General features: G+C 61.3%; 8 protein-coding genes. All 8 read left to right on the top strand.

Annotation, left to right across the window (positions count from 1 at the left end; all coding sequences use genetic code 11):
• Nucleotides 1-23: 23 nt before the first annotated feature.
• The 8 genes from WS61_RS23225 (at nucleotide 24) to WS61_RS23210 (ending at nucleotide 14,631) form a co-directional block, all read left to right on the top strand.
• Nucleotides 24-1,424: an amidase family protein gene (locus WS61_RS23225; RefSeq protein WP_059503880.1), complete on the top strand. Its 1,401-nt coding sequence runs from the start codon at nucleotides 24-26 to the stop codon at nucleotides 1,422-1,424.
• Nucleotides 1,425-1,977: 553 nt separating this feature from the next.
• Nucleotides 1,978-11,280, top strand: coding sequence for a hemagglutinin repeat-containing protein (locus WS61_RS23220; protein WP_095211820.1), 9,303 nt, complete (start codon nucleotides 1,978-1,980; stop codon nucleotides 11,278-11,280).
• Nucleotides 11,277-11,738 carry a hypothetical protein gene (locus tag WS61_RS35020; RefSeq protein WP_157692778.1) on the top strand — a complete coding sequence of 154 codons (462 nt, stop codon included), beginning with the start codon at nucleotides 11,277-11,279 and terminating at the stop codon, nucleotides 11,736-11,738. Before WS61_RS23220 ends, WS61_RS35020 begins: the two co-directional genes overlap by 4 nt.
• Before the next feature lie 58 nt (nucleotides 11,739-11,796).
• A complete protein-coding gene (locus tag WS61_RS35740; RefSeq protein ID WP_257127344.1) occupies nucleotides 11,797-11,886 on the top strand; it encodes a hypothetical protein in 90 nt (29 codons plus the stop codon).
• A 10-nt stretch (nucleotides 11,887-11,896) separates the two neighbouring features.
• Complete coding sequence (locus tag WS61_RS35735) at nucleotides 11,897-12,013, top strand: colicin E5-related ribonuclease (RefSeq protein WP_257127343.1); 117 nt, start codon at nucleotides 11,897-11,899, stop codon at nucleotides 12,011-12,013.
• Between the two features lie 6 nt (nucleotides 12,014-12,019).
• Nucleotides 12,020-12,346 carry a toxin-immunity protein system imunity protein CdiI gene (gene cdiI, locus WS61_RS34085; RefSeq protein ID WP_095211819.1) on the top strand — a complete coding sequence of 109 codons (327 nt, stop codon included), beginning with the start codon at nucleotides 12,020-12,022 and terminating at the stop codon, nucleotides 12,344-12,346.
• A gap of 162 nt (nucleotides 12,347-12,508) precedes the next feature.
• Entirely contained in the window at nucleotides 12,509-12,877 is a 369-nt protein-coding gene (locus WS61_RS35010) for a hypothetical protein (RefSeq protein WP_157692776.1), read from the top strand.
• A gap of 41 nt (nucleotides 12,878-12,918) precedes the next feature.
• Nucleotides 12,919-14,631 (top strand): ShlB/FhaC/HecB family hemolysin secretion/activation protein, encoded by a 1,713-nt coding sequence (locus WS61_RS23210; protein ID WP_059503875.1) that lies wholly within the window; start codon nucleotides 12,919-12,921, stop codon nucleotides 14,629-14,631.
• The last annotated feature ends 435 nt before the right edge of the window (nucleotides 14,632-15,066 follow it).

Here is a 15,066-nt window from a genome sequence, read left to right as displayed (position 1 = left end):
TGTCTTTCCACCAAGGAGAAGTCATGACGCAACTCTGGCAACTGTCGGCAACCGAACTCGCGAAACGCGTGCGGCAGCGCGACGTATCCGCGCGCGAAGTGGCGGATGCCGTACTCGATCGTCTCGATGCCGTGAATCCGGCGATCAACGCGGTGGTCGAACACCGCCCCGACGACGTGCGGCGGCAGGCAGACGAAGTCGATCGCGCAATCGCGCGCGGCGACGATCCGGGGCCGCTCGCGGGCGTACCCGTCACCGTGAAGATCAACGTCGATCAGGGCGGCTTTGCGACGACCAACGGCACGCGCCTGCAGGAAAACCTGATCGCGCCCGCCGACAGTCCGGTGGTCGCCAACATTCGGAAGGCCGGCGGGGTGCTGCTCGGCCGCACCAATTCGCCGACGTTCGCATTGCGCTGGTTCACGTCGAATCTCGTGCACGGCCACACGCGCAATCCGCGCAATCCGTCGCTGACGCCGGGCGGATCGAGCGGCGGCGCGGCGGCGGCCGTGGCCGCCGGGATCGGCCCGCTCGCGCTCGGCACCGACATCGGCGGCTCGGTGCGCTACCCGGCCTATGCGTGCGGCGTCCACGGAATCCGGCCGTCGCTTGGCCGCGTGCCGGCGTTCAATGCGTCGTCGCCGGAACGCGCGATCGGCGCGCAACTGATGTCGACGGCCGGGCCGATCGCGCGCACGATCGACGATCTCTCGCTCGCGCTGCGTGCTTTCTCCGCGCCGGACCCGCGCGATCCGTGGCACGTCGCGGTGCCGTTCGACGGGTGCGAGGTGCCGAAGCGCGCGGCGCTGTGCGTGCGTCCGCGCGGGCTGGAGGTCGTGCCCGAAGTCGAGGCTGCGTTGCGCGATGCCGCGCGCCGGCTGGTCGATGCGGGCTGGACCGTCGACGAGATCGACGATACGCCTCCGATGCGCGAGGCCGCGCTGTTGCAGGAACAGCTGTGGCTCGGCGACGGGTTTGGCGCACTGGCGAACGCGGTCGAGCAAGACGGCGATCCGGGCGCGGCCGCGGTGATCGCCGCCGTGCACGGCAAGGTGCGCGATCTGCCGGCCGACGTGATCAGCCGCGCGCTGGTCCGGCGCACGACGCTGACGCGGCAGTGGCGGCTGTTTCTCGACGAATATGCGGTGTTGCTGCTGCCCGTTTCGTCGGAACTGCCGTTCCCCGACGATCTCGACCGGCAAGGGCCGGACGGCTTCGACCGCGTGTGGGAAGCGCAGCTCACGTTGCGCGCGCTGCCCGCGATGGGGCTGCCGGGGCTGGCCGTCACGACGTCGCTCGCGAACGGCGTGCCGGTGGGCGCGCAGGTGGTGGCCGCGCATCATCGCGAGGATCTGTGTTTGCTTGCCGGGCGCGATATCGAGGCGCGTGGGGGGCCGATTACGGTGGTCGATCCGGTGGTGTGACGTGCAGACAGCGCGTGCATCGGCGATACCGCAGGGGCATCGCCGGTGCATCGCAACGGTGGATCCTGTCTCTGCGTTCCACTTCCGAATTCACGACTAGACCACGAGCCTGCCAAGCAGATCGACATGGCCGTATGGGACGCGGATTCCGGGGATTCCCCGGGGGGGCGGGCCGGTGCGGACATTCAGCGGCGCAGCGGCCGCCCCTGGCCGTCGTCGTGGCAGTACAGGTTTAAAAGTATTCCGAATATGGCCGGTATACCGAGCCCTCGTAATTCGAACAGGTCGTTTTTAGAGGTTGAGTGAACAACAGTAAACGGATTGTTGTAACCCATACCAATCGTCTTTGCGGCTGACCGAATAGGGTGCCTGGGCTGCGGGATTGTCGGGCGGGGTATTGATCGCTGGTACGAATACGAAAGAGGTTCCCGGAAAACTAATACTCGTCATATATCGACGACGCTTGACAATTGTTGACGCTGATCGATCTGGTTTCGTGCGATGTTCGATGTCCGTGAGAGCGGATCGGGTGAATCGCGAGTAGACCAGGATCATGAATAAAAAACATTATCGGCTGGTATTCAGCCGTGTGCGCGGTATGTTGGTTGCAGTCGAAGAAACCGCCAGTGCATCGGGCAACGCGAGGCGGGGCGAGGTCGGTGTCGCCATGCACCCGCCACACGCATTCGCCAGCTTCGCGCTTCGTCACGTGGCACTCGCCGTACTGGTTGCGGCCGGCGTGATGCCGATATGGGCCCATGCCCAGGTTGTCGCGGGCGGTGCGCATGCTCCGTCCGTGATCCAGACACAGAACGGACTTCAACAGGTGAACATCAACCGCCCAGGCTCGTCCGGCGTGTCGATGAATACCTATAACCAGTTCGACGTGCCCAAGCCCGGCATTATTCTCAACAACTCCCCGATTAACGTCCAGACTCAACTGGGCGGCATTATCGGCGGTAACCCGAATTTCCAGGCCGGCGACGCGGCGCGTCTGATCGTCAATCAGGTCAACAGCAACAACCCGAGCTTTATTCGCGGCAAAGTCGAGATTGGAGGCGCAGCCGCGCAACTCGTGATCGCGAATCAGGCCGGTTTGGTCGTCGATGGCGGCGGCTTCATCAATACGAGCAGAGCCACGCTGACAACCGGCAATCCGAACTTCGGGCCTGACGGGGCGCTCACGGGTTTCAACATCAACCAGGGCTTGATTTCGGTTGTCGGCGCGGGGCTCGACACGGCCAATGTCGACCAAGTGGATTTGTTGGCCCGCGCTGTACAGATCAATGCCAAGGCTTACGCGAAGAGCCTGAACGTGGTGGCTGGTTCGAACCAGGTCGACTACACCACCCTGAACGCTACGCCGATCGCGGGCAACGGCCCCGCGCCCACCATCGCGATCGATGTCAGCCAGCTCGGTGGTATGTACGCGAACAGGGTGTTTCTCGTGAGTTCCGAGAATGGCGTCGGCGTTGCGAACGCGGGCGACATCGCTGCACAGGCGGGCGATCTGACGCTGCAAGCAAACGGCCGCCTTGTACTGTCGGGCCACACCAATGCGGCCGGCAACATGTCGTTGTCGGCCTCGGGCGGCATCCAGAACAGCGGCGTCACGTATGGCAAGCAATCGGTCACGGTCAACACCGGCGCTGCGGACCTGACCAACAGCGGTGCGTTGACTGCCCAACGGAACCTGACTGCCAACGTCGGCAACCTCAACTCGACGGGCACCCTTGGCGCGGGCGTCAATGCCGACAGCACGATCGGCACGAGTGGTGATCTGAGCGTCACGGCCAGCGGCCAGTTGACCGCGACGGGGACCAACAGCGCCGCCGGCAACGCGACCTTTGCCGGCAGCGGCGTCGATCTGTCGAACAGCGCGACGGCCGCCAATGGCAACCTCGCGTTGACCGCGACGGCGGGCGATGTGAATCTGGCCGGCTCGACCGTCAGCACCAAGGGCGCCGTGAACGCACAGGCGAGCGGCACGGTCATCAACGACCGGGGCAATCTATCCAGCGGCGCGGGTATGACGCTCGGCGGCGGCAACCTGTCGAACCAGGGCGGCCGCGCCAGTTCGCAAGGCCCACTGTCGGTGCAGATGGCCGGCGCCGTGTCGAACCAAAACGGCATGCTGAGTTCCCAAAGCACGGCCGACGTTCGCGGGAGTGCTATCCAGAACAATGCCGGGTTGATTCAAAGCGCGGGCAAGCAAACGATTGCTGGTACGTCTATCGACAATGGCGCGGGCCGGCTGATTTCCCTGAACGCGGACGGCCTGTCGGTGACAGCAACCGGTGCGATCACGAACGCTGCCGGCACGAACGTGAGCGGCGACCTGGGCGGCGTCATCGGCGGCAAGGGGGATGTGACCGTACAGGGCAACACGGTCACGAACAGCGGCTCGATGTCGGCCGACGCGAACCTGCACGTGATCGGCCAGAGCATCGACAACGGCAACGGTATCCTGCATGCCGGACAGACCACCACCGTCGACGCCGGCAATCATTTTGCGAATGCAGGCGGCCGGGTCGAGGGCCAAAGCGCTGTGTTGAACGGTGCGACGCTCGACAACTCCCAAGGCACGATCAATGCGGCGACGGTCTCGCTGAACGGCTCGACGCTGTTGAACCACGGCGGGACGGTCACGCAGACCGGCACCGGCCCGATGACGGTCGCGATCACCGACACGCTGGACAACTCGAACGATGGCCTGATCCAGACGCGCAGCACGGACCTGTCGCTCACGCCCGCTACCCTGATCAACGACAACGGCGGCACGATCGCACATGTCGGCACGGGCACGCTGACGGTCGGCAACGCGTCGGGCACCGTCAGCAATAAGGCGGGCGCCATCGCCAGCAACGGTCGAACCGTCCTGCAAGGCAAGACGATCGACAATTCGGCCGGTTCGGCGTCCGGCCAAACGGGCCTGAGCGTCAATGTCGCCGACTCGATCACGAATACGAGCGGCAAGCTCACGTCGAACGCCAATGTCGACGTGACCGCGGGCGGCGCACTCATTAACGACGGCGGCGAACTTGGTTCGAAGACGGCAGCGACAACGATTCATAGCGCGTCGCTGTCGAACCTCGACGGCAAGATCGTTTCCCCCTCTTTGACAGCAACCGTCGCTGGCTTGATCGACAACAGCCAGAACGGCGACATCGAAGCCAATCAGCTTTCGTTAACTGCCGCGAATCTGAAAAACCAGGGTGGCCGCATTTCGCAATGGCAGAGCGGGCCGACCACGCTCGGCATTTCCGGCACGCTCGACAATTCGAATGGCGGTGTCATCCAGACCAACAGCGTTGACCTGACGCTCGCGCCGGCCGCACTAGACAACTCGAAAGGCACCATCACGCATGGTGGCACCGGCACGCTGACGCTCGCACCGGGCAACGGTGCGGGAGCCCTGCAAAATATCGGCGGCACGATCGGCACCAACGGGCAGGCCATCGTGAAGGCCGGCAGTCTGGACAATGGTAGCGGCATCATTGCAGCGAAATTGGGTCTGTCAGCCATGATCGCAGCGGCAATGAACAACGCTCAGGGCCTGATGCGTTCGAACGCGGCGCTGTCGATCATCAGCAACGGCGCGCTATCGAACCGGCAAGGGCACATCGAGGCTGGCACGGCGGGCGACACGAGCACGCTGTCGATTCAGGCTGCGTCGATCGACAACACCGACGGCGCGGTGCACGACTTCGGCAGCGGTGCGATGAACGTGCAAGGCGGCAGCCAGATCGTGAACAGCCACGCGGGCGGTGTCGACGGCATGGGGCAGATGACCGGCCAGGGCGACGTGACGATCGGTGCGGCTTCGATCTCGAACACGCAAGGCGGCCAGTTGATGGGCGCGAACCTCCGTGTTCAGGGCAATAGCCTCGACAACTCCGGCGGGCAAATAGGCAACGTCGCGGATGCCACGGGCGACGTGAACGTCGCGATGTCGGACGCGGTGACGAATACCAACGGGGCGATCACCTCGACGCGCGACCTGTCGGTAGCGGCTTCCACGCTGCTCGGCGGCGGCACGTACAGTGCGGCGCGCGACGCGGCGATCAATCTGCAAGGCGACTTCGCGACGACGCCGCAAACGCAGTTCAATATTGGTCGCGACCTGACTTTTACGTTGCCGGGTACGTTCGCCAACAGCGCGAATCTGCAATCGGTCCGCAATCTGACAGTCAACGCCGGCAACATCGTCAACACGGGCGCGATCACGGCCGGCAGCCTGCTCAGCACGCATTCGGGCGACCTGACGAACTATGGCGCGATGGTTGGCGGCAGCGTCGCCATCCAGGCCAGCGGCACGGCGTCGAACCTCGGTCCGGTCGCGCTGATCGGCGCATCGGACACGTCGGGCCTGCTGGAAATTCTTGCGCACGACATCGAGAACCGCGACGACACGACGCTGGGCGACTCGATGCCGACCACGACGATCTTCGGGCTCGGCAAAGTGGCTTTGGCTGGCGGCAAGGATGCGAGCGGCAACTATACGAACGCGGCGTTGATCAACAATGCGTCGGCGGCGATCCAATCGGGTGCTGCGATGGAGCTGCACGCCGACAAGGTCACGAACACGCGGCGCGTGATGCAGACTTCGGGCAACACGAGTCAGGTCGATCCCGCACTGCTGCAACAGCTCGGCATCAGCATGTCAGGGTGCGCCGCTTACTTCATGGCAGCCTGTAGCGGTCAAGACGTTCACTGGGTCAACATCTTTCACGACCCGAACGATCCCAGTTACGATCCCGCGCCGATCATCGCCGCGCTCAAGGCGCAGCCGGGTGGCGTCTTCACGGTACCGCCGAACGGCGGCCAGTGGAACAGCGGTTATCAGTACACGACCTACGAGGGCAAGGCGGTCGCCAACACCGTGACGAAGCTGAGCCCGGGCGCGCAGATCGCGTCGGGCGGCGATCTCGACGCGTCGACGGTCAAGACGTTCCAGAACTACTGGAGCAGCGTGACGGCGGCCGGCAACATCAAGCAGCCAGCGAGCCTCGACATGGACGGCTGGGGCGCAACGGGCCAGCAGGCGCCGGGCGTGACGGTCACGTATTCCGGGTACTACCACTACAACAACTACGACAACACCGAACACAACTGGACCTTGCCGTTCGGCGACAAGCCATTCGTCGGCGGGCCGGGCGGCTACACGCAGGCAGCGCCGGCCGACGTGCGGCAATACAGCTTGCCCGACTATCGTTCGACGTGGGGCGCAAACGGCACGATCTCGGGCAACGGCGTGAGCGTGAACAACACGGCGGCCAATGCGACCATTCCGTCGCTCGGCCTGCTGCCCGGTCAGGCCGTGCCGGGGTTGACGATCGGCACGGTGAGCGGCAATGCGAGCGGCACGCAATCGGGAGCCGCCGCGATCAAGGGCGGTACGCCGACCTGGGTCGATCCGGTGATCGCGAGCGCGACCGCCGTGAACGTGTTGAACAACCTGACGATTCCGCAAGGCGGGCTGTACCGGCCGAATCCTGCCCCGAACCCGACCTATCTCATCGAGACGAACCCTGCGTTCACGCGGATGAACAATTTCCTGTCGAGCGATTACTACCTTCGGCAGATTGGCGTCAATCCGCTGACAACCGAAAAGCGTCTCGGTGACGGGTTCTACGAGCAGCAGCTCGTGCGTAACCAGGTCACGCAACTGACGGGCAAGGCGGTACTGGGGCCGTATACGGACCTGCAAGGCATGTATCAGTCGCTGATGCTCGCGGGCGCCGAATTGTCGAAGTCGCTGAACCTGCCGCTCGGCATGAGCCTGTCGGCGCAGCAGGTGGCCGCACTCACGACCAACGTGATCATCATGCAGACCGAGACGGTCGGCGGCCAGCAGGTATTGGTACCGGTCGTCTATCTGGCGAAGGCCGATCGGCAGAACGCGAACGGTCCGTTGATCACGGCCGGCAATATCGATTTGAAGAACACGCAGGTCTTCACGAACAGCGGCACCGTGAAGGCGGACACGACGCTCGCGCTTCAGGGCAAGCAGATCGACAACGCGTTCGGTGCGCTGCAAAGCGGTGGGCTGATGTCGCTCGATACGACGGGCAACGTGGACCTCACGTCGGCCAACGTGAAGGCCGGTAGCCTCGACCTGAACGCAGGTAACAAGCTGATTCTGGATACCGCGACGCAGACGACGCACCAGGTCAGCCGCGACGGCGCGACGAGTGACAAGACGACGCTCGGGCCTGCCGCGAACCTGAACGTGGCAGGTGACGCGTCGATCAAGACCGGCGGCGACTTCCAGCAGAACGCGGGCAACCTGAACGTCGGCGGGAATCTGAACGCCAATATCGGCGGGAACTGGAATCTCGGCGCGCAGCAGACCGGCGAGCACAAGATCGTGCAGCGCGCGAACGGCGTGTCGGATACGGACCTCAACAGCGCGACCGGCAGCACCGTGAACGTTGGCGGCAAGTCGGCCATCGGTGTGGGCGGTGACCTGACGGCACAGGGTGCACAGCTCGACTTCGGCCAGGGCGGCACGATCGCGGCCAAGGGCAACGTGACCTTCGGTGCGGCGAGTGTCACGTCGACGATCAACGCCAACAGCTCGGGCGACCAAGGGAATCGCAGCTATGCGGAAACCCGACACGGGTCGGATCAGGCGCTGACAGGCACGACCGTCAAGGGCGGCGATACGCTCAATGTGGTGTCGGGCAAGGACATCAATGTCATCGGCAGTACGATCGACCTGAAGAAAGGCGATGCGAATCTGCTGGCGGCCGGCGACGTGAATGTCGGTGCGGCTACTGAAACGCATGTGTACAACTCGCGCGAGACGCACAGTCGCAGCGGCGTCGTGAGTGGCACGAAAATCGCCAGCTCGCAGGATGCAACCTCGACGATCGCGAACGGCAGCCTGATTTCGGCGGACGGCGTGTCGATCGGCAGCGGCAAGGACATCAATGTTCAGGGTAGTACGGTCGTCGGTACGCACGATGTGGCGCTGAACGCGGCGCACGACGTGAACATCACGACGTCGCAGGACACCAGCCAATCATCGACCACCTATCAGGAACAGCATTCGGGCTTGATGTCGGGCGGCGGCCTGTCTTTCTCCGTGGGCAACAGCAAGCTCGCACAGCAGAATCAATCGTCGAGCGTCACGAACAACGCCAGCACGGTCGGCTCGGTCGACGGTAATTTGTCCGTCAACGCGGGCGATACGCTGCACGTGAAGGGCAGCGATCTGGTCGCGGGCAAGGACGTGACCGGCACGGCGGCGAATATCGTCGTCGATTCGGCAACCGATACTTCGCACCAGGCGCAGCAGCAGCAGACGAGCAAGAGCGGGCTGACGGTCGGCTTGTCGGGTTCGGTGGGCGATGCGATCAACAATGCGATCAGCGAGACGCAGGCCGCGCGCGAATCGGCGAAGGACAGCAACGGCCGCGCATCGGCGCTGCATAGCATCGCGGCGGCCGGCGACGTGGCATTCGGCGGTATGGGTGCCGCAAAGCTGCTGGACGGCGCGAAGGGGACGCAGGCCCCGAGCATCGGTGTGCAGGTCAGTGTCGGTTCGAGCCATAGTTCGATGCAGTCGTCGGAAGATCAGGCGATTCAGCGAGGTTCCAGCATCAATGCGGGCGGGAACGCAAAGTTGATCGCAACGGGCAACGGCACGCCGAAGGACGGCAACATCACGATCGCGGGTTCGAACGTGAACGCCGCCAATGTTGCGCTGATCGCGAACAACCAGGTCAATCTCGTCAACACGACCGACACGGACAAGACGCAAAGTTCGAACTCATCGTCTGGGTCGAGCGTTGGCGTGTCGATTGGCACGAACGGCGTCGGCGTGTCCGCGTCGATGCAGCGCGCGCATGGCGACGGGAATTCTGATGCGGCGATCCAGAACAACACGCACATCAACGCAAGCCAGACCGCGACCATCGTAAGCGGCGGCGACACGAACGTGATCGGCGCAAACGTCAACGCGAACAAGGTCGTAGCCGACGTGGGCGGCAACCTGAACGTGGCGAGCGTGCAGGATACGACCGTGAGCGCCGCGCATCAGTCGAGCGCGGGTGGCGGCTTCTCGATCAGTCAGGCGGGCGGTGTCGGTGGGAGCTTCAGTGCGCAGAACGGTCACGCGGACGGCAACTATGCTGGCGTGAACGAACAGGCCGGCATCCAGGCCGGTGCGGGCGGGTTCGACGTGACCGTGAAGGGCAACACCGACCTGAAAGGCGCGTATATCGGCAGCACGGCCGATCCGTCGAAGAACAGCCTGACGACTGGCACGCTCACGACGAGCGACATCGAAAACCACTCGCACTACAGCGCGAACAGTGCGGGCTTCAGCGCCGGCGCGTCGGTTGGGCCGAGCAACAAGGCAGTTGGCCCCTCGTCGGTATCGGGCTCGGGCGGCGTTACACCGATGGTGTTCCAGAACGACAGCGGTGACCAGAGCGCGACGACGAAGAGCGCGGTGAGCGCAGGTACGATCAATATCACGAAGCCGGGCGAGCAGACGCAGGATCTCGCGAATCTGAACCGCGATGCGACGGATCTGAACGGGACGGTTTCGAAGACGCCCGATGTACAAAAGATGCTGTCGCAGCAGGCCGATACGATGAATGCGGCGCAGGCGGCAGGGCAGACGGTTTCGCAGGCGATTGGTTTGTATGCTGACCACAAGCGCGACGCAGCATTGGAGGCGGCAGACAAAGCCTACAAGGCTGGCGATTTGGCGGGCGCACAGGCGGCGTTGAACGAGGCCAAGGGCTGGATGGAAGGCGGTGCGTCGCGCGCGGAACTGCAGATGGGCGGCGGTGCGCTGATCGGCGGGCTCGGCGGCGGCAGCGCGCTCACGGCGATTGGTGGGGCAGCGGGAGCCGGCATGTCGTCACTGCTGGCGAACCAGGCCGAGAAGATCAGTAAATCGGTCGGCGATACGACCGGCTCGTCGCTCGTCGGCAATATTGCCGCGAACGTCGCGGCGACGGTTGGTGGCGCACTGATTGGCGGTAGCGCGGGCGCGGCGATGGCGTCGAATGTGCAGCTTTACAATGCCGGTAACGATTCGAACAATCAAACGTCAAACGACGTTTTTGCATCGTTGTCGAAGAAGGTAGCCCAAGCCATCGTCATGACGGGAGATGCCAAGGTCGGTGTCTGGAACGGGATGGTCAACGTTGCGGGTGCGATCGTCAATATTCCGAACGGCGGGCCGTTTGCTACGCCGGGTGATCCGGGCTACATTTCGCTGGACGGGCTGAAGACACCGTATAAGTCGGGAACGTCGGTTGGCCCTGAGATGGAATTCTGGACGTCTGTCATAGTGACGCTGGGTCTTGGTGGCAAAGCTGCAGTCGGAACTGAAACGGAAACCGCAGTCGTAAGCAACGCAACCAAGCCGATCGTTGAGACACCTAGCCAGACCATTTCTAACGTCTCCCAAGGAGGGAAAGTTGTAACCCCTCCGAGTTCTGCGGCCCCTAATTTTTCTGGCTCAGGACCTGTTCCTGGTGTCATTGCAATCACTGACAATACATCGGTGGGCGCACTACGAAACTACAATCCATCGGGGGGCGGCGTGGAATTTGTTTTTGATCCAACAACTAACACATTTGCCGTTGGAAAGCCCAAGGCTGGTTTGTTCGATGGGTCCCCACACCAACAGCTGGTTCAATCAATTGGGGCAAGTGATAAAAATATCGTGGGTGGCACTTTTAGCCGTGCTCCAGATGGATCAATTACCACAACCGAGAATAGCGGCCATTATGGTCAAAACTGGACGCCTCAAATCTGGGATCATTTTCAACGATGGCTCTCGGATCGAGTTGGCGTTCCTGTCAATCATCAACCTTGGAGCGGAAAATGAAAGTAGAACTGCTTTCTCCTTCGGTTATTGATGAATCGCCGATCTGGCTTGTGTGCATTGGAAATGTTCTACTTGGCATCAATTGTAATCATCAATGGTGCATTGATGTCAATGGGAAAGAAAGGCTTATGCTAACGCCGGATGATACGATGCCTATACTGCCTTTGCTTGAGGTGGGAAGGGGGCGTTTTTTTGAGCATTTACGTCTTTTTGAATCGGAGCGGGGAAATTCTCTTGGTTTGGTTGAATCATTTCCAACGTCGCTCTTGCTTCGATTTGCATTTGAGTCTTCATTTTCTGAGTATTGGCCTCTCAAGGCTCTGGATTGGATTGACGGTGAGCAGGCGATCGACCCTAAGGTGAGAGAGAGTCTCCGTAGAATGTCCGAGCAGAGATGGGTGACGCAAAAGCTCAAGCAAATCGTAAAAAAGAAGATGGGAAAGATCAAGATCGATTGATCCGAGGAAATGCAAGATCGGCGGCCAACTTGAGGCTCGTGGATGGACGCAGCAAGAAGTGCAAGCAGTCGTCAATGAGGGACCTGTCGGAACGACGATGGATAATCGATCTGCGGGGAAGACCCCCAGATGGGTTGCCGAGAAATGATTCCGCATCCGTGTACGGCTCTAAGAGTGGTTACGTTGTGGTCAACGACCGGACCGGCGAAGTTGTCCAAGTGAGCGGTAAAAACGATCCCGGTTGGATTCCCGATAGTCGAATTAAATGGAAGTGAGTCGCGATGAATATTGATCTCCAACGACACTACGATTCGTCTGATGACTTTTTCTCACTCGGTGGAAGCGTTGTGATGAAGCTGTCTGCCGATGCAGCAATTGCGGTTTGTGAACGGGCAGGTCAGCACGGTTTGGTTGTTGCTCGGGTCGAGGGAGGTATTTGGCATTTCCCTGGATTCGAAGCGAGGCTCGATTGCATTTGGGATGGAGTCGATCCGCCTGTGCATGTTGGTGTTGCGGAACAAAACAATCTAGCCGCGGCTAAGTTCGTTCGTTCAGAGAGTCAAGAGCACGATGTCTTTGTTGTGACGGCCCCCCAGATAACGGGCTAGTAAGGTGGACGATGAGCATCCTGACCAACGTCGACGCCATTGATTTTTATTCTGGTTGCGTTGAAAAAAGTGGATGGATTCAAATCCGAATGCCTCATTCGGCGATCGTTCGGCAGCACAGAACGTACTGAGAGACCTACAGAATGCATTGAAGGGAAAGCGATGAGTACATGGAAAGATTTTGTTGCTGATTTGACGAAAATCGAATCTCTTCGGCTGGCTAGAGATGAAGCTGTCGAGGATTGGGGAGAAGACATTCCGACGACACTCCTCTTCGGAAAGCTAGGGAAGAGTGTCGCAGAAAGATTCGATGAATATTCATCCGAAGACCGGACGTATATCTTCGATACTATCGAGCGTGGCATGAGAGCAGAGAACGTTGACCTGAAAACATTCGTTGCAACGGGTCTATTGGAATCTCTATATGCGCAAGCAAACAGAGATGGTGCCCTTCTGACACGTATGGAAGAGCAACTTGGGAGTGTGTCCAGAGCATACTTAAAAGATTGGGCAATGTGGCATCAATCATGACAATTAAGCGGTTGTCGATCGTGCCATTGTCGGCGTTGGTTATGTTCTCTGCGCAGGCACAACAGACCCCCACTCCGAACGACCAAGCCGCTGCGGCCCGCGCGAACGCCGAGCAGAATCAGCAAGTGCAGCAGCGCCGTGACGCCCAACAGCGCGACGCCACCGTGCAAGCACCGGGCGTGCGCTCGGACGTGCCGCGCCTGGAAGCCTATCCGGTGCTGCCGACCGAGTCGCCATGCTTTCGAATCGATCGTTTCGCGCTCGACGTGCCCGACTCGTTACCGGCCGCGTCAAAGGCGCAAGGCGCATCAACCTTGCCGATGGATCGCTTTGCCTTTGCGCGCGACTGGCTTACGCACTACGCCGGCCAATGCGTCGGTAAGCAAGGCGTCGACCTGATCGTAAAAGGACTATCACAAGCCATCCTCGCACGCGGCTACATCACGACCCGCGTACTCGTTCCAGAGCAGGATTTGTCCACCGGCACATTGAAGCTTGCCCTGATTCCGGGCGTGATCCGCCACGTGCGTTTCGAGGACGAGAAGTTACGCGGAACGTGGAAGACCGCTTTCCCGACCCGCGACGGCGACGTGTTGAACCTGCGCGACATCGAGCAAGGGCTCGAGCAGATGAAGCGCGTCTCAAGTCAGGATGTGTCGATGCGGATCGCACCGGGCGACATGCCGGGCGAAAGCGACGTCGTCCTCGACGTGAAGCGCGGCAAACCATGGACCGTCGTGGCGTCCATCGACAACTCCGGCACGCGCGCGACCGGCAAACTGCAAGGCAACGTATCGCTTGGCATCGATAACCCGCTGGGCCTGAACGACATCTTCAACGTCGATTTCAACCAGGACCTGGAATTTGGCGACAAGCGCTTCGGTTCGCACGGCTGGAACGCGTTCTACTCGGTTCCTTGGGGCTACTGGACCGGTACGCTATCGGCCTATACCAGCACGTACTTTCAACCGCTCGCGGCCGTGAATCAGACGTTCGTTGCCAGCGGGAACATGAAGACGGTCGACTTCAGGCTCAATCGCGTGTTGACGCGCAGCCGGAACGATGTGTTCGGTGCACAGGTTCGGCTGATTCGCCGTTTCGGCGACAGCTACATCGAAGGCACGACGATACCGTCGTCGCACCAGAACGCGACCTTTCTCGAATTCGGGCTGAACGACCGGCACTATTTCGGCTCGTCGCAGTTCGACGGTTCGCTTGCCTATCGCCAAGGGCTCGGATGGCTTGGCTCAACCGACAGCATGTTCGCGGCGGAGGGGGGACAGACTTACAGATTCAAGATGGTCGTGCTCGATGCGAATCTGTCGACACCGTTCGTCATCGGTACGCAGCCGTTCAAATACGTGACGACCTTTCATGGTCAGTACACAGGCAACACGGTGTCGTACCTCGATAGTGTAACGATCGGCAGCCGCTACACCGTGCGCGGCTTCGACGGCGAAACGCTGCTGGCAGCATCACGCGGGTTCTACTGGCGCAACGAGTTGCAGGTCCCGATCGCACAGACCGGGCTCGCGGCCTATGCCGGTCTCGACTACGGCCGCGTATGGGGACCGGAACCGGTCGCCTTGGTCGGCACGCAACTTGCCGGAGCAGTGATCGGCGTGAAGGGCAGCGTCGCGACGCGCTACGGCGCATATGCCTACGATCTCTTTGCAGGCACCCCGGTGTACAAGCCTTCCGGATTCGAGACTGCACGCGTAACACTTGGGTTTCAGCTTACGGCGCAATTCTGAGCAAGACATGTAAAAGCAAAGAGCCATTTGCGGAAGCCTCCTGTCGGGCATCTGGCGCAGTGGGTCGCAATTCGTTAGTCGATGCGATGCAAGAGGCAACCCCGGGGTGGGCCATCCGTTGCCGATCGTGGAGATATCAATGCTGAAAAATGCATGGGCCGGAAATGAGCCTCTCTGGAAAGTCTGGTGGGGACTCGGTATTCCCACCAGAGTGGCCGTGTTTCTGATCAACGTCTGTGTCCGGCACATGGTTGATCTGTCGACGCCGAAGATCTACTTGGTACCGCTGCTCTGTGCGCAACTCGTATTGATCGCCGCGTGGATACGCACTGCCTGGATTTGTGCTCCGAATGTGAGGTGCGGTGGACTAGACTAAATCTGACAGTGGTTGGTTTTTCATGCTGGCGCGCATTGGCGCGAAGGGTGTAGCCCGTA

Source organism: Burkholderia sp. ABCPW 11 (assembly GCF_001523445.1).
GTDB lineage: Bacteria > Pseudomonadota > Gammaproteobacteria > Burkholderiales > Burkholderiaceae > Burkholderia.
The sequence above is the reverse complement of the archived record's forward strand: the minus strand, read 5'-3'. Positions and strand labels throughout refer to the sequence as shown.